This is a genomic window from Bradyrhizobium sp. ISRA464, from assembly GCF_029910095.1.
Taxonomy (GTDB): domain Bacteria; phylum Pseudomonadota; class Alphaproteobacteria; order Rhizobiales; family Xanthobacteraceae; genus Bradyrhizobium.
This window is the reverse complement of the sequence record NZ_CP094526.1, coordinates 6,921,356-6,946,642: the sequence shown is the minus strand read 5'-3', so window position 1 is coordinate 6,946,642 and position 25,287 is coordinate 6,921,356. Positions and strand designations below refer to the sequence as shown.

General features: G+C 59.2%; 15 protein-coding genes and 1 riboswitch. Of the genes, 9 read left to right on the top strand and 6 right to left on the bottom strand.

The window, feature by feature from the left end:
- The first annotated feature begins 115 nt into the window (after positions 1-115).
- From MTX19_RS32225 to metE, 6 genes are all read left to right on the top strand, one after another.
- On the top strand, positions 116-1,312 hold the full coding sequence (locus MTX19_RS32225; RefSeq protein WP_280980824.1) for an acyl-CoA dehydrogenase family protein: 1,197 nt from the start codon (positions 116-118) through the stop codon (positions 1,310-1,312).
- 434 nt (positions 1,313-1,746) lie between these two features.
- The gene (locus MTX19_RS32220) at positions 1,747-2,061 is read left to right on the top strand and encodes a co-chaperone GroES (RefSeq protein ID WP_280980823.1); all 315 of its coding nucleotides are present in this window, start codon (positions 1,747-1,749) and stop codon (positions 2,059-2,061) included.
- A gap of 87 nt (positions 2,062-2,148) precedes the next feature.
- On the top strand, positions 2,149-3,798 hold the full coding sequence (groL, locus tag MTX19_RS32215) for a chaperonin GroEL (RefSeq protein WP_280980822.1): 1,650 nt from the start codon (positions 2,149-2,151) through the stop codon (positions 3,796-3,798).
- Positions 3,799-5,157: 1,359 nt separating this feature from the next.
- Positions 5,158-6,003, top strand: coding sequence for a nodulate formation efficiency C protein (locus MTX19_RS32210; RefSeq protein ID WP_280985646.1), 846 nt, complete (start codon positions 5,158-5,160; stop codon positions 6,001-6,003).
- A 369-nt stretch (positions 6,004-6,372) separates the two neighbouring features.
- A complete protein-coding gene (locus MTX19_RS32205) occupies positions 6,373-7,485 on the top strand; it encodes an MFS transporter (protein ID WP_280984945.1) in 1,113 nt (370 codons plus the stop codon).
- A gap of 708 nt (positions 7,486-8,193) precedes the next feature.
- Positions 8,194-8,394: riboswitch (cobalamin riboswitch) on the top strand.
- 101 nt (positions 8,395-8,495) lie between these two features.
- The gene (metE, locus tag MTX19_RS32200; RefSeq protein WP_280985645.1) at positions 8,496-10,829 is read left to right on the top strand and encodes a 5-methyltetrahydropteroyltriglutamate--homocysteine S-methyltransferase; all 2,334 of its coding nucleotides are present in this window, start codon (positions 8,496-8,498) and stop codon (positions 10,827-10,829) included.
- Between the two features lie 540 nt (positions 10,830-11,369).
- On the opposite strand, the gene MTX19_RS32195 is transcribed toward metE, so the two are convergent.
- Positions 11,370-12,326: a GDP-L-fucose synthase gene (locus MTX19_RS32195; RefSeq protein WP_280985644.1), complete on the bottom strand. Its 957-nt coding sequence runs from the start codon at positions 12,324-12,326 to the stop codon at positions 11,370-11,372.
- Positions 12,307-13,392: a GDP-mannose 4,6-dehydratase gene (gene gmd / locus MTX19_RS32190; RefSeq protein WP_280980820.1), complete on the bottom strand. Its 1,086-nt coding sequence runs from the start codon at positions 13,390-13,392 to the stop codon at positions 12,307-12,309. Before gmd ends, MTX19_RS32195 begins: the two co-directional genes overlap by 20 nt.
- Positions 13,393-14,439: 1,047 nt before the next feature.
- Between gmd and MTX19_RS32185 the strand changes: the two genes are divergently transcribed.
- The 3 genes from MTX19_RS32185 to MTX19_RS32175 all read left to right on the top strand — a co-directional run bounded on the left by MTX19_RS32185 (position 14,440) and on the right by MTX19_RS32175 (position 18,006).
- On the top strand, positions 14,440-14,670 hold the full coding sequence (locus MTX19_RS32185) for a hypothetical protein (RefSeq protein WP_280985643.1): 231 nt from the start codon (positions 14,440-14,442) through the stop codon (positions 14,668-14,670).
- A gap of 145 nt (positions 14,671-14,815) precedes the next feature.
- Positions 14,816-16,642 (top strand): glutamine--fructose-6-phosphate transaminase (isomerizing), encoded by a 1,827-nt coding sequence (glmS, locus tag MTX19_RS32180; RefSeq protein ID WP_280984944.1) that lies wholly within the window; start codon positions 14,816-14,818, stop codon positions 16,640-16,642.
- 539 nt (positions 16,643-17,181) lie between these two features.
- On the top strand, positions 17,182-18,006 hold the full coding sequence (locus tag MTX19_RS32175) for an Effector protein NopP (RefSeq protein ID WP_280973514.1): 825 nt from the start codon (positions 17,182-17,184) through the stop codon (positions 18,004-18,006).
- A 535-nt stretch (positions 18,007-18,541) separates the two neighbouring features.
- Here the strand turns inward: MTX19_RS32175 and MTX19_RS32170 are convergent.
- The 4 genes from MTX19_RS32170 to dctA all read right to left on the bottom strand — a co-directional run bounded on the left by MTX19_RS32170 (position 18,542) and on the right by dctA (position 24,460).
- Positions 18,542-18,928, bottom strand: a complete 387-nt coding sequence (locus MTX19_RS32170) for a response regulator (protein WP_280980818.1) — start codon at positions 18,926-18,928, stop codon at positions 18,542-18,544.
- Positions 18,929-19,020: 92 nt separating this feature from the next.
- Positions 19,021-19,698 carry a response regulator transcription factor gene (locus tag MTX19_RS32165; RefSeq protein WP_280980817.1) on the bottom strand — a complete coding sequence of 226 codons (678 nt, stop codon included), beginning with the start codon at positions 19,696-19,698 and terminating at the stop codon, positions 19,021-19,023.
- A complete protein-coding gene (locus MTX19_RS32160) occupies positions 19,695-22,367 on the bottom strand; it encodes a PAS domain S-box protein (RefSeq protein WP_280973510.1) in 2,673 nt (890 codons plus the stop codon). The genes MTX19_RS32165 and MTX19_RS32160 overlap by 4 nt, the downstream gene beginning before the upstream one ends.
- 770 nt (positions 22,368-23,137) lie before the next feature.
- Entirely contained in the window at positions 23,138-24,460 is a 1,323-nt protein-coding gene (dctA, locus tag MTX19_RS32155; RefSeq protein ID WP_280973509.1) for a C4-dicarboxylate transporter DctA, read from the bottom strand.
- Positions 24,461-25,287 lie beyond the last annotated feature (827 nt).

The window sequence follows — 25,287 nt, the reverse complement described above, 5'->3', positions numbered from 1 at the left end:
TGTACTCGCCCGCGTGGCTGCCGAGCTGCGTCTCGGCGGCTCGTCGCCGGGGCGATCTTAACGGAACGTTGCCGACGCAGGCTCTCGCTTGACACTGCCCAACAGGAGAATGACCATGACCAACGACAACTTCGCTCACAGGGCCGACGACGACGCCTACGCTCGGCTCGACGCGGCGATCGACGCCACCGTAAAGGTGAACGCCGATCGCAACGACAAGGAGAGCCGATTTCCGCGGGAGAATCTCCACGCATTGTCGGACGCCGGCTGGACCGGCGTGCTGAACGAGGTGCAGTTCGGCGGGCTCGACTGCAGCCATATCGACTTCGCCGAGGCTGCCTGTCGGATCGGGCAGGTCGATGCCTCGACCGGCCTCGTCTACGTGATGCATGTCGGCGCGGCGCAGACCATCAATCTGTTCGGCAGCACCGATCAGAAGGAGCGATGGCTCAAATCGAACAATGGACGACTGCTCGGCACTTATTCGACCAGCGAGCGCGCCACCGGCGGGCACTGGTGGTACAATCTGTCCGAAGCGTCGCGAGATGGCGAGGACTATCTCGTCAACGCCGAGAAGTCGTTTACGACTAGCTCGGGCCAAGCCGACTATTATGTGGTCCAGACGCGCACTCCGGGCGCCAAGGATCAGACCGACATCGTGTTCTTCATCGTCGACGGCACGTCCCCCGGCATTGAGTCACGGCCATGGGATGCGCTGGGTGTCAAGGCTAATCATTCGGGCGCAATCCGCTACATCAACGTGCGTGTACCACAACGCGACAGGCTTGGTGCCGAAGGGCAGGGCAAGGAGATTATCTATGACGGGGTGTCGCCCGTCTACTTGATTGGGCTCGGCTCTGTCTGGGAAGGTGTGGCGCGCGGCGCGCTGAACGCGGCGGTCGCGCACACCACACGCTTCGTGCATAGGGATCGGAACAAGAGTCTTTCGGACTACCAAGCGATCCGGCAGGAACTCGGGGCAGCCAAGGTGCTGGTCGAGACGCTGCGGCCTTGGCGCAACGAACTCGCGGGCCAACTGGACGCGCTGTGGCGCGCTGGCAGGCCGCAGAGTGAAATCCTTATCCCGCTGACCGAGTTCAAGGTGCATGCCGCCGAAGTCGCCAACAAAGTCGCGGCCACGGCTCTGACGGTAACGGGCGGCTATGGGTACCATCGGGGGCCGATCGAACGCGCCTTCCGCGACGCGCGCGCGGCCATCGCGATGGGGCCCTCTAATGTGATCGCGCGCGATTGGATCGGCAAGGCTCTGGTCGGTCTGCCGCTGGAGCTGTTCTACGAGGGGGGAGAATAGTGAGGATTGAGAACTGCTGGCAACATTGCCTGCGAGCCGCGGCTGAAAAGAATGAGAGCCTCTGCTTTCAGATGCAGTGCCGTTTCCGGCCGTCAGAGATCTTTCAGGGTTCTTATGCGAGCCCAACCGGTGGCAAGTCCCGGACCCAAGGACGCCTTTAGAAAACTCGAAGTCGTTCCCGCTACCTGCTGGTCGGGTTGGGCGTAGCCCGAGGCATAATGGGGCCACCAAATCGTCTTGGCTTTGGTCGGAAGGTCCCGTCGGCAAACGGCGGGCTCCTTCTTTAGGTAGGGGGTAAGCGCCAATTTTTTTGCTACAGACCCTTGCTCCGGAAGAAGCCTGTCCTATTTCAGTTCCGCCTGCGTTAGCACTCGCCGGCATCGACTGCTAACAGTCGAGAATCGTTAACTCGTGCAAATAGTTAGGAGGACTGTATGACTTTCCGTCCACTTCATGACCGCGTCGTCGTCAAGCGCATCGACGCAGAAGAGAAGTCCGCTGGCGGCATCATCATTCCAGACACAGCCAAGGAAAAGCCCTCCCAGGGCGAAGTCATCGCCGTCGGCCCAGGTGGCCGTGATGAGGCAGGCAAGTTGATCCCGATTGATTTGAAGATCGGCGACCGCGTGCTGTTCGGCAAATGGTCGGGCACCGAGGTCAAGATCGATGGCCAGGAGCTGTTGATCATGAAGGAGAGCGACATCATGGGCGTTCTCACCGAAATATCTTCCAGCAAGAAGGCCGCCTAATCCACTGCTCGCACCGCTCACCCCTGAGGAGCGCCTGCTGGGCGTCCTATCCAGGGTGAGATGAAATGAAACTCAGGGAAATCAACCATGTCAGCCAAAGAAGTCAAATTCGGCGTAGACGCACGCGACCGCATGCTGCGCGGCGTCGACGTTCTCGCCAACGCGGTGAAAGTCACCCTCGGTCCGAAGGGCCGCAACGTGGTGCTCGAGAAGTCGTTCGGCGCTCCCCGCATCACCAAGGACGGCGTCACCGTCGCCAAGGAGATCGAGCTCGACGACAAGTTCGAGAACATGGGCGCCCAGATGGTGCGCGAAGTCGCTTCCAAGTCCGCTGACGCGGCCGGCGATGGCACCACCACCGCGACCGTGCTGGCGGCTGCAATCGTCCGCGAGGGCGCCAAGTCGGTCGCCGCCGGCATGAACCCGATGGATCTGAAGCGCGGTATCGACCTCGCGGTCGAAGCCGTCGTTGCGGACCTCCAGAAGAACTCCAAGAAGGTCACCTCGAACGAGGAGATCGCCCAGGTCGGCACCATTTCGGCCAACGGCGACGCCGAGATCGGCAAGTTCCTCGCCGACGCCATGAAGAAGGTCGGCAACGAGGGCGTGATCACGGTCGAGGAAGCCAAGTCGCTCGAAACCGAACTCGACGTCGTCGAGGGCATGCAGTTCGACCGCGGCTACATCTCGCCCTACTTCGTCACCAACGCCGACAAGATGCGCGTTGAGATGGACGACGCCTACATCCTGATCAACGAGAAGAAGCTCTCCTCGCTGAACGAGCTGCTGCCGCTGCTCGAGGCCGTGGTGCAGACCGGCAAGCCGCTGGTCATCGTCGCTGAAGACGTCGAAGGCGAAGCGCTCGCCACCCTCGTCGTCAACCGCCTGCGCGGCGGCCTGAAGGTCGCGGCCGTCAAGGCTCCGGGCTTCGGCGATCGCCGCAAGGCCATGCTGCAGGACATCGCGATCCTGACCGGCGGCCAGGCCATCTCGGAAGACCTCGGCATCAAGCTCGAGAACGTCACGCTGCAGATGCTCGGCCGCGCCAAGAAGGTGATGATCGACAAGGAGAACACCACGATCGTCAACGGCGCCGGCAAGAAGGCCGACATCGACGCTCGCGTTGCCCAGATCAAGGCGCAGATCGAGGAGACCACCTCGGACTACGACCGTGAGAAGCTGCAGGAGCGTCTCGCCAAGCTCGCGGGCGGCGTCGCGGTGATCCGCGTCGGCGGCGCGACCGAAGTCGAAGTGAAGGAGCGCAAGGATCGCGTGGATGACGCGATGCACGCGACCCGCGCGGCTGTCGAGGAAGGCATCCTGCCGGGTGGCGGCGTGGCGCTGCTCCGTGCCACCGAAGCGCTCAAGGGCCTGCGCACCAAGAACGACGACCAGAAGACCGGTGTCGAGATCGTGCGCAAGGCGTTGTCGTGGCCGGCCCGTCAGATCGCGATCAACGCCGGTGAAGACGGCTCGGTCGTGGTCGGCAAGGTCCTGGAGAAGGATCAGTACTCTTACGGCTTCGACGCACAGACGGGCGAGTACAGCAACCTGGTCTCCAAGGGTATCATCGATCCTACAAAGGTCGTGCGAGCGGCGGTCCAGAACGCCTCCTCCGTGGCGGCGCTCCTGATCACTACGGAAGCGATGGTCGCCGAGCTGCCGAAGAAGAACGCTGCCGGCCCCGCAATGCCGCCGGGCGGCGGCATGGGCGGCATGGGCGGTATGGACTTCTGATCCAGTCGCGTCACGCGGAACGCAAAAATAAGAAAGCCCCGGCAGCAATTGCCGGGGTTTTGTTTGCTCATTGATACAGCGGGCCACCAAGGCTGTCGACGAGGCTCGTTCCCTTGGAGCCGTGTTGGAATACCGTCGTCCAGCTTGCATCGGGCAATGTGAGGCGCGAGAGCTTGTATTGGCGAGCCATACCTGACGTTGCCACTCATCCCGGAGCGTACCAGCGATGTGCATATTCCAGGAGGGCGGTCACTCCGGATCGTTGCAGATCGTGTGCCCGATGGGGTGCAACTGTAGTCTCAGCCCCCCGTAGGGCCGGCGGCGCAATCCTCGCGGCACGGCTCTGTCCTCAGCATTATGTGGCGATTCAATAGGCTGGGCAGAGTGAGGGACCCAGAGGCTGTCGCGGTAGTCATCTCAGCGCTCCGGCAAGTTCACGGCGACGCTATTGCTCGCGCACTCCTTGCTGACGGAATGAGCCTAGCCGTTCTTATGGACGCGGTGTTCTCTCTATCAATGCGGAATAGCGAGGCGGTTCGAATGATCGCCAGAGCGTTAGACTCTCGCGATTTCGTCGTCTCCCCTGACGTCGGCTCGCTTTGGCACGTAAAGTATTTATATGATCGCCCAGGGTCCATGACCGTCGTCGATATGCTGGTACTGACACCTGAGAAGACGTTCATGAGCACTGAAATTTCGTTGCGGCTGCCGATCTGACCTGAGGCGTCAGCGCCGGGGGATCGCTCGGCAAATGCAATGGACAATAAGCCAGAGCAATCACCTGTTCGAAATAGCTGGTTGATCGTAGGTCTGGTAACGTCAGCGCGCAATCCGTCGTGCTGGTATATGAACGTTCTGCCGTCCGAGCCCGGCGTCGAAGCCGACCTTCACCTAAATCTGCCGCCCGAGCGAACAAACGGAATATGAGTCCCACGCGTACGACCTTGTTCGGGCGGTCAGACCAAGTTGGACTCCGTGCCCGCGAATTTCGGCCGACGGATATTGCCTGATCATCACATCGACCACGCTGCAAGTGGAAGCATTCCGATCAGCGCGCCGAGTGCTTGCAAATCAATCACCTTCAACAATCTGTAACGACGTTAGTATTCTTCAGTATCTTTCCCACGACCGCTTCACGGTTGGACTGTACTGAAGGATTCGAGTGAGCGCACCCAACCATTCCTGGTAGGTGCATTGGATGCTTTCTGGCATACAGTTGTTCTAGATTGCCAGCACCTCGCTTCTCTCGAGACTCTCAACAGGTCGCGTTGGCCCGGCGGGACCAGAGCTGCAGCAAAAAAATGAGTCTAATCTAGCGCTCCGCTCAAGCGTCGGCGCTGACCAGTCGCGATGACGAAGATGACGAAAATGACCAGAAGGTGCATGCTTTGGCTCTGTCTCGACCTCTTGTTGATTTGCCCAGGTGCCGTGGTCGTCGCGAGCAGCGATGTCAGAGCGGAGGACAGCATCCTTGTCGACAAGGTCAAGTCAACCTGGCGATCGCAAGACGGTGACACTATCGAGCAAATCATTTCCAAGGTCGCGAAGGTCGCGCACTTCGTCCCGAGAAGGTGGGGAGTCGCTCAATCGAACGATGGGAGCGAATATGCCTTCTTTTCGTGGAGTAAACATCGCGACGATAAAGCCGCCGAATATGCCATTATCTGGCAGGCTGCGCCCGACGGCGCGTTAAAAGTCGATTCGCCATATGCCAAGCCGATAGAATTGGGCTGGAAGGCGTTCGCACTCTCTCTGATCTCCAGTGAAATCGCAAACGGCGAAAAGGCGGTGAATCTCCACTTTCTGCATAACCCCATCAACTTCAACTTTGTGATGACTGCTCAGGGCAGGTTGGGCGATCTTCTGCGACACGGCCGCTGCACTATCGGCGATCCGATCCAGGTGGATTACCTGCAGAAAGTTGATGAAAAAGAGGCCACACAGAGCGGCCTATGGCGCGCCCTGATTGTGGTGAACTGCAATATTCCAGGACCTCGGTACTTCACTCGTGGCGGCGTCATCATTTTTGAGAAGGCCGAGGGAAAAACCTGGGAGCCGCAGTCGTTTTTTGCTAAGCGCATCGCAACCTATCCCCCAGGCTCTTGGTTCGATCATGCAGATCCAGAAGAACAAGAAGCACTAGAACCGGCCAAGAAGACCTTGCAGAATGACCGCGGAGGGCAGCTTCGCGGCGCAGCCCCTTGAGACAATGCGTCGAGTTTACAATGGGGCTCTACGACGAAGCGATGCTGCATCTGAGCCGGAGGTGCCGTGTTGGGTTTGAGAGATTTACGACAACACTTCTCCAAACTCGTCGTGGGTCCGAGGGTGCCGCAGCCCGCAATAGCAAGCAGTCGCGAGAAATAGGCTCATCCGAAAGTTTGCACCAGGAACGTCGCGTTAATTTCGCAATGGCACTGGACTTGCAGTAACGGAAGCATGTTCCGCGACGACATCGTCGTCGGGCTGCCCACCGTGTGCAGGCATGCGCCGGCAAACGCCGGCGCGCCGTACTCGTAACGTGCGTTCTCTGCGGAGTGCCCCGTAAAACCGTCTGCCGATCCGCCGGCCGGCCTGCTCGCGACGCGACTCATATTTTTTGTCTCCGGATTCGGCTTCTCGGCCTGGGCGCCTCTGGTGCCGCTCACCAAGGAGCGCCTTGCGGTCGATCATCGCGTGCTTGGTCTGCTGCTGCTCTGCCTCGGCATGGGGTCCCTCTTCGCCATGCCTTTGACCGCTTTGTCGGGGGCGCGCTACGGCACCAGGCGCACTATTCTTGTAGGTGGACTTGGCCTTGCGCTGACCCTGCCATGGCTCGCTATCGCCAGTACACCTCTGAAACTCGGGGCGGTGCTGCTTGCCTTTGGCGCTTCACTCGGCTCAATCAATGTAGCCATGAACGTTCAAGCGGCCGAAGTAGAGCGAGCAGCCGGCCGCCCATTGATGTCCACCTTTCACGCACAGTTCAGCATCGGCGAATTGTCGGGCGCTGGCGCCCTGACAGCCTTGCTCTCGCTGCGGATTGACTCGTTTGCTTCGACGCTGGCTTGTTCGGCGCTAATGATAGTTGCGATTTTGTCGGCATGGCCGCGGTTGCTTGCGACACGTCGCACGCCGTCAGAGCCACTGCTTGTCTTGCCTCATCGCAGCGTATTGCTGATAGCGGTGCTTGCGGCCATCACCTTCCTTGTCGAAGGCGCGATGATCGACTGGAGCGCCTTATTTCTCATTGACAGAGGTCTTGTGGCGCAAGAGCATGGCGGGTTCGGTTATATGTTGTTTTCCATCGCGATGACCGCAGGCCGTCTCGCCGGAGATGCCCTCGTGATCAGAATCGGAGACCGCGCCACACTGATGTTCGGACCTGTGCCGATCATGATCGGTTTTGTGGCCCTGCTGGCCGCGCCGGTGGCTGCGATTGCCATGGCGGGTTTGCTGCTTATCGGATTGGGTGCATCGAATATCGTGCCGGTGTTATGCCGCCGTGCTGGCAAGCAGAAGGTGATGCCGGCAGGTTTGGCGATCGCAGCCGTCACGACGGCGGGTTACGCCGGTATCCTCGTCGGTCCAGCTGGCGTCGGGCTCGTTGCACACATGGCTGGGCTGCCTTTTGCTCTCGCGATACTAGGAGCACTCATGTGCATCGTCACGCTGTCGGCCCGGACTGTGACGGCCAACCCTCGCTGATTGTTGGAGAAGGACATGTAGGCCTTCTGCCAAGCGGTTGCGCACGGTTGGCACCCATCACCGCCACTCGGGGGTAGCAACATAGCGAGGACGCTGCGAAAGAGAACGGTTATGGCCAAGAAGCACTGTCGCAGAATGGCCGTTGGTCCAGCGGCCTGAAATACATAGCAAACGCAGTGCTGGTCCGTTCGACATCGATGGGGGCGCCCAGCACGGCAAAAGCGAGATTGATTGATAGTGCCAAGATCTTCCATGCCTTCCAGAGCATATTCGCACGTCTCGGCGCACACGGCCGACGGGATAGATACGTTACCGGGAGCTGCTTACCGGCCCAGCCGCTCGAACCACTTTGCCCGGGATGGGCAAGCTGATTTGACCCACAGCTTCCAAGGGTGACGGTCCCGCAAGGCGGATCTTGCTAAGTTGTCGAGAGATTCACATGTCGAAGATGCTAGTAAAGGCTACCGACTGGTAGCTCGGTCGAAGCCGATCTGTCGCGTGCCATCGGCTGCAGGCAAAATGCGACCCCGATGTACTCGCGCGTGCAGAGACCAGGGCCGAGTTCGAAGCGAGCACTGCCCGGCACACTCATCGCGCAAAGGGGGCTTTAGATCGCGATCGTCGCGATGGAGCCACACCTACAGACTTGTTGAGCGGAGCCGCAGAAGGATGCCGTGCCAAGAGGTTGACGGAACGCTGCTTGTTCGGATAACTGATTTTCGTCGAGGTTCTCCGGAGCGCACTGATCCGGAGCTAAGAGGGAAGCCGGTCGAATGCCGGCGCTGCCCCCGCAACTGTAAGCGGCGAGCCGCTGTCCAATAAAGTCACTGAAACCGCTTGGTTTCGGGAAGGCCGGACAGCAGCGATGACCCGCAAGCCAGGAGACCTGCCCCGACAACATATTCGTCCGCGGGCGGGGTGTCCCGGTGGTGCGCCAAGCAATTGCCGCTTCGGCGGCTTTTCCTGCACGCAATCGCCATGACCTCTGCCCCAAACCAGGGGTTAGAGCTATGTCCGTCCTTTCACTTCCCGTTGCTACACTTGGTACGCCACGCATCGGTCCGCGCCGTGAACTCAAATTCGCGCTCGAAAGCTACTGGACCGGGAAGTCCACCGAAGCGCAGCTGCTTGAAGCGGCAGCTGGACTGCGCACTGCTAACTGGGCGCGGCAGAAATCGCTCGGCGCGACCGTCATTCCGTCGAATGATTTCTCGCTTTACGATCATGTGCTCGACACCAGTGTGATGGTGGGCGCCATTCCGGATGTTTACGATTGCACCACAGGTCCTGTACCGCTCTACACCTACTTCGCTATGGCGCGCGGTGCGCCGAACGGTGAACTCGATGCGAGTTGCCCTCACTCCAATCCTGCACAGGGCGCGCCTGCGCAGGAGATGACGAAGTGGTTCGACACCAATTACCACTATATGGTCCCTGAATTTCACAAGGGGCAGATCTTCAGGCTTTCTTCTCGAAAGCCGATTGAGGAATATGAGGAGGCAAAGGGGCTTGGTTACCAGACGCGTCCCGTGCTGATTGGCCCAGTGACCTTCCTGAAGCTTGGCAAGAGCGCAGATCCTTCATTCAATCCATTGTCGCTGTTGGATCGACTGCTGCCGGTCTATGTCGACGTTCTTCGTGAGCTGGTCGCGCGCGGCGCAGAATGGGTTCAGCTCGATGAGCCCTGTCTGGTCTTGGACCTCGACGAAATATCCCGCAAAGCCTTGCTTCGTACCTATACCTATTTTGCTAGGGAGATACCTGCTCTTAAAATCATGCTGGCGACCTACTTTGGGACCATCGGCGGTAATCTCGATACGGCCTTGGCTTTGCCGGTTTCCGGGCTCCACGTCGACTTGGTAAGGGGGGCAGACCCGCTGAACGCGATCGTCGCTGGGATTCGCAACGATCTCGTTCTCTCACTGGGGGTCGTCGATGGGCGCAACGTTTGGCGCTCCAACCTTTCAGCGCTGGTCGATCAGCTGGCGCCCACCGTGGCAAAACTCGGCACTGATCGCGTCCAGATCGCCCCCTCATGTTCGCTGCTCCATGTTCCAATCGACCTGGGGCTCGAAACCGATCTCGATTCCGATGTAAAGAGCTGGCTGGCTTTCTCGGTTCAGAAAATTAAGGAACTAGCGACCCTAGGAAGGGCGCTTGCTGGCGATCGTGCCGGCGTGGCCGATGTGCTCGCGGCATCAAAAAACGCGGCACTTGCACGCGAGCAATCGCCCAAGATCCACAATGCGGACGTCGCTGCGCGCATGGCTGCGATCGACCAAACCAAGCGCTACCGTTGCAGTCCTTTCGCAAAGCGCGCCGAGGCCCAGCGCGCGCGGTTTGCCTTGCCGACATTTCCCACGACGACCATTGGATCGTTTCCGCAAACCGCGGAAGTTCGCAATGCCCGCGCTTGCCATGCCAAAGGAGGGTTGAGCAACGCGCAGTACGAGCAGTTTCTCAGAGAGGAAACGGCGCGTGCGGTGCTATGGCAGGAGAATATCGGGCTCGATGTTCTCGTGCATGGTGAGTTCGAGCGCAATGACATGGTGCAGTATTTCGGCGAGCAGCTTTCCGGATTCGCCTTCACCAAGCACGGTTGGGTTCAGTCGTATGGCTCGCGCTACGTCCGTCCACCAATTCTGTTTGGGGATGTCTCGCGGTCGAAGCCGATGACGGTCGAATGGTGGCGATACGCGCAGTCGCTGACCAACAAGCCAATGAAGGCAATGTTGACTGGACCGGTGACGATTCTGAACTGGTCTTTTGTCCGTGACGATATTCGGCGAAGCGATGCCTGCCGCCAGCTTGCGGTTGCGATCCGCGATGAGGTGCTCGACCTTGAGGAGGCGGGAGCGACAATAATCCAGATAGACGAGGCCGCGTTGCGCGAAGGGTTGCCGTTACGCAAATCACAATGGAGGAGTTATCTCGATTGGGCCGTGGATAGCTTTCGCATCTGTTCGTCCGGTGCTGCCGACGAAACTCAGATTCATACGCACATGTGCTATTCCGAATTCAACGATATCATCGATGCGATTGCGGCGATGGACGCAGACGTCATTTCAATCGAGACGTCGCGCTCGAAGATGGAATTGCTCGACGCCTTCAAGAACTACAAATATCCGAACGAAATCGGGCCGGGTGTCTACGATATCCATTCGCCACGCGTTCCCGGCAAGGACGAAATGAAAGATCTCATAACGCTGGCCAGGCAGCGATTGTCCGATTCGCAGCTCTGGATCAATCCAGATTGCGGCCTAAAAACCCGAAGATGGGAGGAGGTGCTTCCCGCCTTGGTCAATATGGTCGCAGCCGCCCGCGAGTTACGAGCAGCCTGCTGATTGCATGAAGATCGTCGGCCCGAACGCCGTCGTCGATGGTGAATGTCGACTCGGACAAATGCACTGCGCTGAAAGGCGGGCGGTCCAATTGCGTGAATATCCCGCTAGTCGGCGGGATATGGCGAAAAGACCGTTCCGGAGTCGATCACACGCCGGTCTGCGAAAGGCCGGCACACCCCAGGACCCGTGGTATTTCGCTTTGCCTGGTCGGATGGGCAACAAATTGCGTGGCGGCGGTACTGAAGCTTCGGCGAAAGCCTGCATCAAGGAGAGCGACAGGCTGCGGGCATAGAGTGGGCGCGTCCTACTCTGTCCTTTCGGTGAGGCGCATCGTCGCCATGATGCCATCGGGCAACCCCGTCTCACGATTTCGCGCGAATGCTCAGAATCAATCGTCAAGCGTTCGCGCTTTCGAATTCGAAAAGCTTGCAGCCTGGTCCGGCTGCCAAATCGGCGTCCCGATCGGGAGTAGAATCGCAACCGACTGATTGCGGCGCTCGATTGCTCTGCTTCATCCCTGCGTGTCCGGCACGAGTGGGCTTACTCTCGCCGTGCGTTACTGTCGTCGAGATACGCTCGATACGCGAGCCTGATGCCGTGCTCGAGCGAGGTGGTGGCGCGCCAGCCGAGCTTGGCCAGGCGGCTGACATCGAGCAGCTTGCGCGGCGTGCCGTCCGGGCGCGACGTGTCGAAGCTGATCTCGCCGCGATAGCCGACGGCAGCCGCGACTGCGCGGGCGAATTCAGCGATGCTGATATCCTCGCCGGTGCCGATATTGACCAGTTCAGGAGAGGAATAGGCCTTCATCAGGTGGATGCAGGCGTCAGCGAGATCGTCGACATAGAGGAATTCGCGCCGAGGCGTGCCGGTACCCCACACCACGACGTTGGTCGCCCCCGACAGTTTAGCCTCATGGAAGCGGCGGATCAGCGCCGCGACGACGTGGCTGTACTCCGGGTGATAATTGTCGCCGGGACCGTAGAGGTTGGTCGGCATCACGCTGATGAAATCGGAGCCGTATTGGCTGCGATAGGTCTCCGCCATCTTGATGCCGGCGATCTTGGCAATGGCATAAGGCTCGTTGGTCTGCTCCAGAGGGCCGGTCAGCATCGAATCCTCGCGCAGCGGCTGCGCCGCCAGCCGCGGATAGATGCAGGACGAGCCGAAGAACATCAGCTTCTCGCAGCCGGTGGCGTGCGCGGCCTGGATCACATTGGTCGAGATCGCCAGATTGTCGTAGAGGAACTCGGCCCGCAATGTGTTGTTGGCGACAATGCCGCCAACCTTGGCCGCGGCAAGGAACACGGCCTGGGGACGTTTCGCGGCAAACCAAGCGTCCACGGCGGCCTGGTGGCGGAGGTCAACTTCGCTGCGCGACGCCGTCAAAAGGGTCGTGCCCTCGCGGGCGAGCCGGCGCATCAGCGCCGAGCCGACCATGCCGCGATGGCCGGCGACGAAGACAGTCTTGCCCTTCAGTTCATACGGAGTGCTTGCCATTGGCGGCGTCCTGTCTGGCTTCTGCGAGATCGCCGGCAACCATTTCCTTCACCAACTGCGCGAAGGACGTCCTCGGCTTCCATCCAAGCTTGGCGCGCGCCTTGCTCGAGTCGCCGATCAAGAGATCGACCTCGGCCGGACGGAAATAGGTCGGGTCGACGCGAACCACGGTCCTGCCCGACGCCTTGTCGACGCCGGTTTCGTCGACGCCCTTGCCGCGCCATTCGATCGCGCGGCCGACCTCGGCGAACGCCAGCTCGACGAATTCGCGCACCGAGCGAGTCTCGCCGGTCGCCAGCACGAAGTCATCGGGATGATCCGCTTGCAGGATCATGTGCATGCCCTCAACATAGTCACGCGCATGGCCCCAGTCGCGCTTGGCCTCGAGGTTGCCGAGATAGATCGTGCTCTCAAGGCCGACCTCGATGCGAGCGACGCCACGCGTGATCTTGCGCGTCACAAAGGTCTCGCCGCGGATCGGGCTCTCGTGGTTGAACAGGATGCCGTTGCTAGCGAACATGCCGTAGGCCTCACGGTAGTTCACCGTGATCCAGTAGCCGTAGAGCTTCGCCACGCCGTAGGGCGAGCGCGGGTAGAATGGCGTGGTTTCCTTCTGCGGCACCTCTTGCACTAGGCCGTAGAGCTCCGAGGTCGAGGCCTGATAGAACCGCGTCTCCTTTTCTATGCCGAGAATCCGGATCGCCTCCAGGAGGCGCAGCACGCCGATGGCGTCGGCGTTGGCGGTGTATTCCGGGCTCTCGAAGCTGACCTGAACGTGGCTCTGGGCGGCGAGATTGTAGATCTCGGTCGGGCGGATCTGCTGCATCAGCCGGATCAGATTGGTGGAATCGGTCATGTCACCATAGTGCATCAGGAACGGCACGTTGCCGGCATGCGGGTCCTGATAGAGGTGGTCGACACGCGCGGTGTTGAACGAGGACGACCGGCGCTTGATCCCATGAACGGTGTAGCCGAGACCGAGCAGGTATTCGGCGAGATATGCGCCATCCTGCCCGGTGACACCGGTGATCAGCGCGACGCGCCGCTTCGAATCCTGAGCTGCCATGTCGTCTCCAGAGCACGGAGCGGAAGTTGAGCTCGGCAACGCCATCTGCGCAGCGGCCTTTCGGAAGAGCCTGGATATGCTGGGTCGCGATCACACGAAGTGGAGGAGAGCAATCGTTCGCCTTGATAATACACGTCAAGTAAAGATGCGCATTATATACATTGATTTATCTTCCACCAGGCAGTGCGGAGGCCGCTCTTTATGCACACCTCCCGCCGAACGTTCAGGTCACGGCCTACTGTCTTCAGTAGAAAAAACAGCTCGGCCTTCGACACCCGAACAGAGCATAGGAGTCTGCGATCCCGAGCGGTCTGCAGGCGCTGGATCCGCACAGCCCGTGTTTTCAGGCGCGAAGCGACGCCCTGAGCGCGGATCAAGCGGTGCAAACGTATGTATAGTTCATCAAACGTTTCGATATCGGAGGTTTACTTCCGTACAGTTGAGCTGCCGATCCCGATCCTTCTAGTCTGGCGTTGGTCCGACTAGCGCCGTTCGCGTTGGTTCGAGTGTCGCGGTCTTCAAGATCAACGCTTGCGCGGTAAACTGATGCTTCGCGGCAGTGCCGTTGCAACAGCGCCGAATGCTTTTCAGATTAAATCAATCCGGCGAAGCAGAACGTCCGCAAGATAGAGAGAAGACGGAAAGCACATTCGAAACAGGATAAGGCAGCGGCAATCTAGATGGCAGGAATCGAAAGTGCGTTTCAACACAAGAGGTGGGCCCTATCAATGCGCATCGTGTCGTTGAGAGAAGCCGTATGGTCGTCGTTCCCTCAGGTGCGCAGCTCCGCCTTTTCAAAAGCTTATCTGTCCGCATTCTGGGCCGGTTAACTGAGGTTATCAGCAGAATGGTGGAGCGCGGCTATTTGGATGTTAACTGGCGTATCCTTCCAGCTGTGGCGCTGCAGAAGGTTCTTATGGTCTCGTACCGGAGAATCAAGCGTGGCTCTCGACCACGACGGGTCGAACCACGATCATGAAGTTTTATCGCCGGACATGCCGTCGGCCGACCCGCCTCGACTGTCGTCGATCTTTAGAAGGAGGTCACTTGCACGACATTGGTCTGCGACGCGATTATGATTGCTATCGTCGCTGTCGGGCGAAGGCTCCGCTGGTGCCGGAGCTGGCCGCCACACCAGAGCGTGGAGACGCGCCTGAATATCCGGTTCATCTCGATGTCGTCACGTCGTCTGCTGCCGCATCGCCGCTTGTATTCAGTGGCGCTCGCCAAAACCGCAATGCGGTTGGGCGAACTGATGATGACAAGAACGAGAATTGACGCGTGCGTACGCGTGCGACGATGCCAAATGAGGCTGCAGCGACGCCCGAGATGATTGCTGGTGACTATCCGTCAGATGAATGTCGTGATGGCTTTCCTATCGGGGTGAATGCCAGGTTCCTTGAAGATGGGTGCATTGATCGGTATGTGCGGAATTGTCGGAATCTTGGGTCGTGGTTCGGTCGTCGAGCGGTTGATCGGCTCACTCAAGCGATTGGAATATCGTGGCTACGACTCGGCGGGTGTCGCGACGCTCGAAGCTCTTCGCATCGAGCGCCGCCGCGCCGAAGGTAAGCTGAACAATCTCGAGAAGGAGCTGCGTCGCAAGCCCTTGTCGGGTCATGCCGGCATTGGTCACACCCGCTGGGCGACTCACGGAAAGCCCACTGAGGGCAACGCCCATCCGCATGCGACGGAGAATGTCGCGGTCGTTCATAATGGAATCATTGAGAACTTTCGCGAGCTGCGCACCGAACTGGAGCAAAGTGGTGCCCAATTCGAGTCCGAGACCGACACCGAGGTGGTCGCGCATCTCGTCGAATCCTATCTGCAGAATGGCTGCTCGCCGCAGGAGGCGGTAAAGGCGTCGCTGCCACGGTTGCGCGGAGCTTTTGCACTGGCCTTCCTATTCAAAGGCCACGACGACCTCCTGATCGGTGCGCGTCAGGGGGCGCCCCTTGCGATTGGGCATGGTAATGGCGAAATGTATGTGGGGTCGGACGCTCTCGCGCTCGCGCCGTTCACCGATACCATCACCTACCTTGAAGACGGCGACTGGACGGTTCTGACCCGCACGATCAGTGTCATCTATGGAGCACGGGGGAATGTCGTCCATCGGGAACCGTCAAAGTGTGGTGCGTCGTCGCTCCTCGTGAACAAGGGGAATTATCCACACTTCATGCTCAAGGAAATCCACGAGCAGCCGGAAGTAGTCGGGCAGACACTGGCCCATTACGTGGACATGACCGCTGGGCGCGTAGCCTTGCCGCTGAAATTGCCATTCGACTTCAATGTCATTGAGCGTATCTTGATCACGGCTTGCGGCACGGCGAGCTATGCTGGGCAGATTGCGAAATGCTGGTTCGAGGGGCTGGCACGCGTCCCGGTCGAGGTCGATGTCGCGTCCGAGTTCCGTTACCGTGAGGCGCCTTTGCGCAAGGGGGACCTCGCGATCGTCATTTCTCAGTCAGGGGAGACCGCCGACACGTTGGCCGCATTGCGCTACGCCAAGGGCCAGGGGCTGCACACGATCTCCGTCGTCAACGTGGCAACGTCGACGATTGCACGCGAGAGCGAATCGGTGCTGCCGACGCTGGCGGGGCCGGAAATCGGCGTCGCCTCGACAAAGGCCTTCACCTGCCAGTTGATGGTGATGGCCGCGCTTGCGGTCGCGGCGGGTAAAGAGCGTGGAGAATTATCCGAGATCGATGAATGCAAGCTCGTGCGTGAGCTGATCGAAGTGCCCCGGCTGATTGCCGCGGCGCTGGCGGTCGAACCGCAGATCGAGAAACTGGCGCGTGATATCGCCGGGTCAAGTGACGTGCTCTATCTCGGTCGTGGCACATCGGTTCCCCTGGCGCTGGAGGGCGCCCTCAAGCTGAAGGAAATCTCCTATCTCCACTCAGAGGGATATGCCGCCGGAGAGCTCAAGCATGGTCCGATTGCATTGATCGACGAGACGGTGCCGGTCGTGGTGATAGCGCCTTACGACCGGGTCTTCGGTAAAACCGTCTCGAACATGCAAGAAGTCGCTGCTCGTGGCGGCAAGATCATCCTGATAACCGATACGAAGGGCGCCTCGGAAGCGGCGCTCGACACGTTCGTGACCATCGTGCTGCCGGACATGGCCGCAACCTTTACGCCGATGGTATATGCCATCGCGGTGCAACTTTTGGCCTATCACACCGCCGCCGTCATCGGCTCGGACGTCGATCAGCCGCGTAACCTCGCAAAATCGGTGACCGTCGAATAGGCGGCAACGGAGCGATCGCCCGCGAGGCTCCTGGCCGTCTCGCGATCCGGTGATGTTTGGTTGCGTCTGTTCCGTGAATGCGAGAACCGACCACATCGTCAGTCTCGCTCCTATCCAAATTGGTTGTCGTTGGCGAGGATCGGGCCATGTGGTTAGGCCGATCCCGATCACTCCGCCTGTGCGAGCTCGTGCAGCACTCCGCTCGCCAGCTCGAGGAGACAGGCCAGCCCTAGACGTTATCAAGCGCCGGGCGGCGGTCTGGGGAAGGAGGCCGATTGATCGCATCAATCGTGCGACTATTCCGCTCCAATTGCTGGTGTCTGGCATCATCGGCCGCGATCACGCTCGTGGCGGAAGCTGGTCCGCTCGGAAACAAGCACGCGCCGTTATTGGCGATTGGAAATATGTGTGACCACGCCGGCCCTGGAAGGCGATCTCGAAAATCCACGTCAGCTTTTGGTAAGCCTGGATACCTATCAGCCTCTGCGGGCCTAGTCGGCCTTAAGCCAATGCTGAAATGTCCAGGAGTACGTATCGTCATGTATAATCGAATCGGTGGCTCATCCAACGGCCAATGGTCGCGTTCGGCCGAAGACGACGAGCACGCTTATGGAGATAGGTTCGCGGATACGTTCGCCGAACTGCGTTTAGGCGCCTCGGATTCGAACGGTTACTCATCGTCGTCGTCAGCGCGGCCGTACTCCGTCGTTTCCAGGCCGCCCGTGGTCGAGATGACCAAGGCGGCGTTCAGGCAGGAGGCGCAGGCCTTTCACGGCCCGGAAATCTGGCATATCGCCAACAATCCCCAAGAGTACTCACACTTCATATCCGATAAAGCAAGGCGAACCGCGGAGGTCGCCGAGGAATATGGAACCACTCGCGATTCGGATCAGGCGCGATACTTCAGCTACCACCTTGGAAGTAAGAGTGTCGGGCTTCTAAGAATGGAGGGCGGAGACAGCATGACCGAGTTCGACGTCGAACGGTGGCAGGAACTGTTTCCGGGACGCACTCGAACGACCTCCACCGTAGATCTTCAGGTCGTCCACCCGCTTGTCGAGAATGCCGGCGATATTCTGCTCGAGTATCAACTTGGTCTCGACGGTAAACGGCCGTTGCTCAATCTGCGCCCGGCGAATGATGAAGCAAGAGCTCGTGCAGAAAAGTTGGGCTTCGTTGAGGTTGATGATGACAACATGGTGCTCGATCCAACGAAGTCAGAGAAGTGGACGCTCAGTCATGGTAAGTGGCAGCGAACAGGCACGTCTGCGCGATATCTTTCCAAAACCGACGAGGGTGAGGGCAGAAATGCAAAACCTGCGGCAAGCTCATCAGAATATTCCGATGAAGACGATTTCATGTGATCATCGAACATTCTGAAGATGTCCCGCGGAAGGAGAATAATCGGCCGCGCCGGGGTTCTCGTGCGCCGACCCGACGCGTTTGGCGTCTCACGATTGAGAAGAGCTTCCACGATCTGGGCTAGACTGCTGCTCGGAATGTTCGACAAAGCTTAGCTTCATCGTTGCAGCGTCGATCGCGCGAGTTGGATGTCGTGGTTTCGCGCAGTAAAATTGCTCGCATCGGCAACAACTACACGTGACGACGTGCGCCCGGCTGCCGAAAGGGACCGGGCGCTTTTTTCCCGTGCGATGACTGCGGCCCAAAGAGCCCGGGCGAGGCCGCGGTGCGATGGAAAAGAACGGCAACAATATCGCGTGACGCTGGCGCGAATGAAACGGTTGGCGTCGCCACCCGTTCTGTTTACGAGCTGCATACACAACAGCAGGGCAAATGGACCGTCGACGTCGGCACTATTGCCGACCGCAACACTCACCCTTCCGATGGCTCATTCGCGCGCAGGTTCGCGCGAGAGGTGCTCCTAGATCGTTCATCCGCTCAGGTGCCTGGCCCACCGCGGTGTCCCTCTAAAGCGATTTCGAGGTGCTTGATCAACGTCTGCCCGGCGAATGGCTTGGCCAGGAAACAAGCCGCTCCGGCACTCTGCGCGGCGGCGTGAACGCGGTCATTGGGAAACGCCGTGATGAAAATGAACGGCGCGTTGTAACCGCGGGCGCGTGTGGCCGCGAGCATATCCAGGCCGCTCATAGTCGACATCTGTACGTCCGTGATCACGCAGGACATTTCGTGCAACTGCATCGACTGCAGGAACTCTTCGGCCGACGCGAACGTCAGGACGATATAGCCGCGCGATTTCAGAAGATTCTCTATCGCAACACGGACCGAGGCGTCGTCGTCAACGACGGAAATCAAAGGCGTGGACAAGACGAGCCCTCCTGACCCGCAAAAGCGCTTTCCGAAGCATTAGCCTCCCTGAGCGGAAAGTGGGCTTGGGGCACGTGATTGTAAAATCATACTTAGGTTTGTTCGGGCCGATTGTCATGGATACCCAGCGTCTCAGTCATTCTGATCAGATCGGCCAACGACCGAGCGCCCATCTTCTTCATCACGTGTCCCCGATAGATCTTGACGGTAATCTCGGCGAGGCCGAGCTCCGCAGCTACTTGTTTGTTCATCAGGCCGGCCGTCACCAGTTTCAACACGTCCTGCTCGCGCGGGCTCAAAGTCTCAAACAACGACTGGAGGCCCGCGATTGTCTTCGCGGCTTCCCGTCTCTTGCGATCGCGTTCGATCGCCGCAAGCACCGCATCAAGGAGCTCCTGATCGCGAAATGGTTTGGTAAGAAAATCGACCGCGCCACCTTTCATGGCTCTCACGCTCATGGGAATATCGCCATGGCCTGTGATGAAAATGATCGGGATGTGAAGGCTCGACTTGGCCAACTCGGCCTGGAACTCAAGTCCGCTTAATCCCGGCAGCCGGACATCAAGAACCAGACAGCTTACGACATCTGGAACGTTGCTCTGCAGCATTTCGCGAGCCGATCCAAAAGCAACGACCTCCAGGCCCACCGACTGAAAAAGGTTGGTGAGCGATCGACGCATTGAGGCGTCATCCTCGACAACGAAGACGATCGCGCTTGTTGCTCCCTCGGCTTCCCTGCCTTGGCGCGGCGAGTCAGAGCGTTCGGTCACGACACGACCTCCTTATGGAACGGCAGGGTGAATTGGAAAGTCGCGCCCGGGGCCGCCTTGCGGACAATCGACAGACGCCCCCCGTGAGCCTCAACGATTGAACGGCAGATCGAAAGGCCCATTCCAAGCCCGCTCGATTTGGTGGTGAAGAAAGGATCCAAGACATGATCCGCGTGATCATCGGCGATTCCGACGCCGCAATCAGTCACCGCAATCTGCACGGATCCGCGATCGTCTTTGCATGACTGAATCACCAGTTCGCGCGGCCGGTCCTCAACCGTTTGCATGGCCTCGATTCCGTTCATCACCAGGTTGATGATCACCTGCTGCAGTTGAACCCGGTCGCCGAGGACCGCTGGAAGCGCAGGCGCCAACTCGGTTCGTAGTCTCACGTGGTGGGTCAACAGTTCACGCGTCACGAGCGCGATGGCGTCGTTGATGACCTCATTGAGACCGAGAGGCACCATCTCGATCTCGCCTTTCTTCGCAAGTGCGCGGATGCGGCGGATGACCTCGCTTGCTCGAATTGCATCTTCGATAATCCACTCAACAGACCTACGCGCAGCGGAAAGATCGGGAGTTTCGCGACCCATCCAACCGAGACACGCGTCGGCATTGCTGATAATGGCGGCAAGTGGCTGATTGATTTCGTGGGCAATGGAGGTCGTCAATTCCCCCAGCGTCGTCACGCGCGTCACGTGCGCAAGCTCGGCCTGAGCCTTCCGCAGCTCTTGCTCCGCTTGATCTGCGCGAATCGTCGCGGTGATGTCGGTGCTGACGCCACGGTAGCCGAGAAAGTTGCCGTCCACGTCAAAGAAAGGCTTGCCGCTGGTCCGAACGTAGATTGGAGCCCCCATCCGGTTGACGGTGCGATAGACCAGATCGCGAAACGGCAGATGCGCATCCAGCGTTGCTCGATGCTCTCGCCATTTTTCGGGTTCTGCGTCGACGTCGCACGCAATGTCCCAGCGGAGCTGGCCGATGAGGCCGGTCGCCAAGATTCCTGCGGCGCTGGTGTGCTCCGAGAGGTGTGTGACCAAGTGATCCGGGCCGGTCTCCCAGAGCCAGTCCGAAGCAGTTTCGGCGTAGTCGCGAAAGCGTTGCTCGCTTTCTCGCAGCGCAGCGAGTGTGTTTTCCAACCGTTCCCTGGCCGCGTACTGCTCGGTGACGTCCATATGGGTTCCGATGAGCTCGCGCGAAGAGCCGTCGCCCCCGACCATAGCATGCGCGACGGAATGTATGCGCCTAGTTGTGCCATCGGGAAGCAGGACTCGGAAATCATACTCGAAGTTCTCACCCTTGCCTTCGACAACCTGACGCTGCACCTCCTGAAGCGGCGGCACGTCATCTGGATGGATCCGCGAGAGGATCGCATCTCTCGACGCAGCCTCTTCCGGATCGAAGCCAAAGAGACGATCGACTTCGGCGGAGCGATAGGCAAAATCGCGACGGTAGACATCCCAGGTCCAACTGCCCGTATGGCTGAGACGCTGGGCTTCGGCCAGATTGGCTTCGCTACGGCGCAACTGTTGCTCCGCCTGCTTTGTCGCCGTAACGTCCGTCGCTGCCCCCACAAATTCGATGTCCCCAGATGCGGTCGTGATGGCTCGCGCGCGCGCGTGGATGTGCTTTATTGAACCGTCCGCCATCACGATTCGGTATTCATGCTCGAAATCCTCTTGGTCTCGCATCGCGCGATCAATGATCTCTTGGACAGAAGCCTTATCGTCCGGATGGGTCCGCTCGACGACCAGGCCCGGATTTGGTTCAGTGGCCGGATCGAGTCCGAAAATTCGAAAAGTCTCTCTTGACCAAAAGACCTCGCCGGTGGCGACATTCCAACCGAAACTGCCGGTGCGGCTCAATTCCTGAGCCTGGGCCAGATGCGCTTCGCTTCGCTGCAGGGCAAGTTCCGTGCGCTTTCTCTCGGTGATATCTTCGCAGGCAATGAGGACGATCGGCTTGTCATCGGCCCATACCATGGCTTTGGCGTTTTCACGCACCCACAGGACCGAGCCGTCCTTCCTAATTTTCTGAACGTCCCAAGTGTGCGATTGGCCGACCTGTTCAAGGCACTTGGCGATGCAGTCGCGCACGAACGCACGGTCATCCTGAAGAAAAACCTGCAGGACGGACTGGCCGATCAGTTCCGCGCGCGCGTAGCCGAGCTGCGTCGCGCCGAAGGTATTGACGTTTAGGACCATGCCGGCGTCATCGACCATGAAGTACATGACTGGGTTGTGCTCAAAGATTTCGCGCCACTGCTTTTGGCGGTCGCGCAAATCGGCTGCCTCCCGCTTGAGCCTGGCCGTTGCCTTAAGCGTATCTTCCCGTTCCAGGCGGAGCCGTCCGATGACGTACGTTGCAACAATCGACGTAATCAGGAACGCGACAACCACCTGAAGATATTGCGGATCGTCGATCCGAAGATTGAAACTTGGCGGCATAAAGAAATAGACCAATGCCGCGATCGAAATCATGGACAGCGCAATTGGTGCAATGAAGCTGTCCATCGGAGAAAACGCCACGATCACCGCCAGATAGGCAAACGCGGTCGCGGCGAAGTGGGGGCGAAAGTAGAACGAAGCGAGCGTTACCACCGCCAAGGCTAGGCTCCCGGAAACAAGCCGCCAGGCTGGATGCTTGAGCTTGGTGAATTGATTACGCATGCCTGTCAACTGTCCGGCCTTAATCGATGCCGGAAGAGATTAACATTTTGGGCAAAAATGGGGCAATTCATTTCGACCGAGAGCGCGCCTGAGCGGCTCCACGATCGGTTATCGATTGTGAGAATCAGCACGACCAGCAGGGAAGCGCATTACAAACGTTCGTATAGTTCCGCCAAATGTTTGAATATCGAACGTCGCCTCGGCGTGAGAGCCGCTGGTCTCGGCTCCCGATTTTCTTCGCTCGACGGCGAGTAGTGCTTGCAGGAGACAGATCGGATCAAAGGCAGGAGTGTCCAACCCAGGTTGACTTCGACTGGCCGCAGAACGGCTTCGTCCGCCCTTCGCAGCGCGACCAGCGAAGTCCATCTCTTCGGACGGGGCCGTGCTCAAGGTTCTGAGCGTTTTTCGAATGACCGGACGGGCAAACTGGTTTTTTTGGTCGCCCCAATCGTTCGACGTCGTTCGTCCGCTTCCATGCTTTCGAGAGAACAGTCTCGCGCGTGAAAGCTCATCTCTACGCGAGCTGATTTGGCGCTGGACCGCGCCCGGAATATTGGAACCGACGGCTTTGCGAGATGCTCGTTTCGGTTTCCAAGCTATGCGCCACTATTGCGCCGGATGCCGACGCTAGGCAACGGAAAGCTGAGTTGCCGGAGACAAACTTTTGGGGGCACAATCCTGGACGCCCTCCGCCGGATTGAGCACCCAGAATGACGAACTCAGCCGCACTCGACTTGGTGGCATTTCGCCATCGCCGACAAGCTGTAGATCTACCCCGCGGTGTCCGTCGGCTCCGCCTTGGTGAGATCGATGTCCTTGTCGAGCCGCGCACGCAGTGTTGCGTGGTCGAGTTCGCCTTCCCACCAGGACACGAACACGGCGGCAATGCCGTTGCCGGTGATGTTGGTCAGGGCTCGCACCTCGCTCATGAATTTGTCAATCGAGAACACGATCGCCATACCGGGCACGAGCGCTGGGTTGACCACTGATAGGGTTGCGGCGAGCGTAATGAAGCCTGCGCCGGTAACGCCGCTTGCACCCTTCGAGGTCAACATTGCCACGACCAGGATCGTGAGCTGTTGGCCAAAGGTGAGATCGACCCCGAGCGCCTGCGCAATGAACAGCGTTGCCAACGTCATATAAATGTTGGTGCCGTCGAGATTGAAGGAGTAGCCGGTCGGTACCACGAGCCCGACCACTGGCTTGGAGCAGCCCAGTCGCTCAAGTTTTTCCATCAACTGCGGCAGCGCGCTTTCCGAGGACGAGGTGCCAAGTACAATCAAGAGCTCGTCCTTGATATAGACGATGAACTTGAGAACCGAGAAGCCGACCAGGCGGGCAATAACACCAAGCACGACCAGGACGAATAGCGCCGCCGTCACGTAAAACAATGCGATGAGGCCGATCAAGTTGCCGAGTGCCGCGGGCCCGAATTTTCCGATCGTAAAGGCCATGGCGCCAAACGCCCCGATGGGAGCCGCTTTCATGACAATGGCGATCACGCCAAACACCGCATGCGCGGCGTCGTCGATAATGCCGCGTAGCCTCTCGCCGCGCTCGCCCAGCGCCATCAGCGAAAAGCCGAACAAGACCGCGAACAGGAGTACCTGCAGGACGTCTCCGCGCGCAAGAGCGCCGACCACGCTGTCGGGAATAATATTGAGGATGAAATCGACTGTTTTGGAGGTTTCCGCCTGCCTTACGTAGTTGGCGACCGCCCCAGCGTCCGGTTTGACGGAAAGCCCCCGACCGATCTGGAACAGATTGCCCATTACCAGCCCCAGCAATAGGGCAAAGGTGGAGACAATCTCGAAATAGGCTAGCGCCTTGATGCCAACTCTTCCGACCTTCTTTGCATCTTGAATATGCGCGATGCCGGACGTCACAGTGCAGAAAATGATCGGCGCGATGACCATCTTGATCAGCTTGATGAAGCCATCACCAAGCGCTTTGACCCACTCGTTGGTCGCGAGTGACGGCCACAACCAGCCGACAACGATGCCAAGGAGGATCGCGATCAGAACCTGGACGTAAAGAAGTTTGTACCAAGATCGCGATGCCCGCGCAGGCGCCGCAGTTGCGATGGTGGTCATGTCGCTCCTCCCTTGGACGCAAACTCAAATACGAGCCGCCGCGCGTTGAGAAGCGACGGCATCATATGCGTCAGTCGTTTCTTGCCGTGTCCGATTGAAGACGTTGATGTCGGCAGTTCGACACGTGCGGCGTCATTTCAATGGCAGGCTTTCAGTTTCTGCTTATCCTGCTCTGTCTAGCAAGAAGTGCGCCAACCGGGGCGGCGCTTCTTGGACGGGCCTGACGATGACTCGACGGTCTTCCGTGCTGGCGCGCATTCGTGCCGCGAACGCGGCGACGTCGCTGGATGTGCCGCCAGTAGATTCCGTTAACTTCCGGGATTGGATGCCAAGCCAGGTCAAGTACGTAGCGCTCGTTTGTTTTGTCGTCGCTCCGCAACTTGCTTCTTGACCGTGGCGATGATTGCGTTCGCCAGTTGAGCTCCCCTTCTGTCGTTTTCTGTCGACATAGCGCCATCCCATCTTTAGTCGAGCAGCGTCACGCGATGGTCAGTGACGTGATCGGCATGAGAGGGGTGGCGGCGTCGATGCAGCATTCCGCAACAATGGTAAAATCCATTGTTTGGATGGTAGGTATCCACGCCGTGAAAGTATGGAGCAATGCTCGGAGGGGATGCCGAGATCCACGTTGGTTCTTGCTCGTTCCGTTGCCCGCGTAACCTGATCAGCTGACGCCGCAATGGTCTAACGCCGCCCGAATGACCTCGGTGGACCACTTAGACTCCACGTCTCTCTCGATGCGGCAAAAGAGGCGGTGCCGGGCTCGGACCTCCGTACTGAGGCAAGCCCTGGCTCGGAAACGAGCAACCGTCTCGCTTGTAATCGTG

Coding starts and splice junctions, on each gene's coding strand:
- MTX19_RS32225 (WP_280980824.1), top strand. CDS start 116: ATGACCAACGACAACTTCGCTCACAGGGCCGACGACGACGCCTACGCT.
- MTX19_RS32220 (WP_280980823.1), top strand. CDS start 1,747: ATGACTTTCCGTCCACTTCATGACCGCGTCGTCGTCAAGCGCATCGAC.
- groL (WP_280980822.1), top strand. CDS start 2,149: ATGTCAGCCAAAGAAGTCAAATTCGGCGTAGACGCACGCGACCGCATG.
- MTX19_RS32210 (WP_280985646.1), top strand. CDS start 5,158: ATGACGAAAATGACCAGAAGGTGCATGCTTTGGCTCTGTCTCGACCTC.
- metE (WP_280985645.1), top strand. CDS start 8,496: ATGTCCGTCCTTTCACTTCCCGTTGCTACACTTGGTACGCCACGCATC.
- MTX19_RS32195 (WP_280985644.1), bottom strand. CDS start 12,326: ATGGCAAGCACTCCGTATGAACTGAAGGGCAAGACTGTCTTCGTCGCC.
- gmd (WP_280980820.1), bottom strand. CDS start 13,392: ATGGCAGCTCAGGATTCGAAGCGGCGCGTCGCGCTGATCACCGGTGTC.
- glmS (WP_280984944.1), top strand. CDS start 14,816: ATGTGCGGAATTGTCGGAATCTTGGGTCGTGGTTCGGTCGTCGAGCGG.
- MTX19_RS32175 (WP_280973514.1), top strand. CDS start 17,182: ATGTATAATCGAATCGGTGGCTCATCCAACGGCCAATGGTCGCGTTCG.
- MTX19_RS32160 (WP_280973510.1), bottom strand. CDS start 22,367: ATGCGTAATCAATTCACCAAGCTCAAGCATCCAGCCTGGCGGCTTGTT.
- dctA (WP_280973509.1), bottom strand. CDS start 24,460: ATGACCACCATCGCAACTGCGGCGCCTGCGCGGGCATCGCGATCTTGG.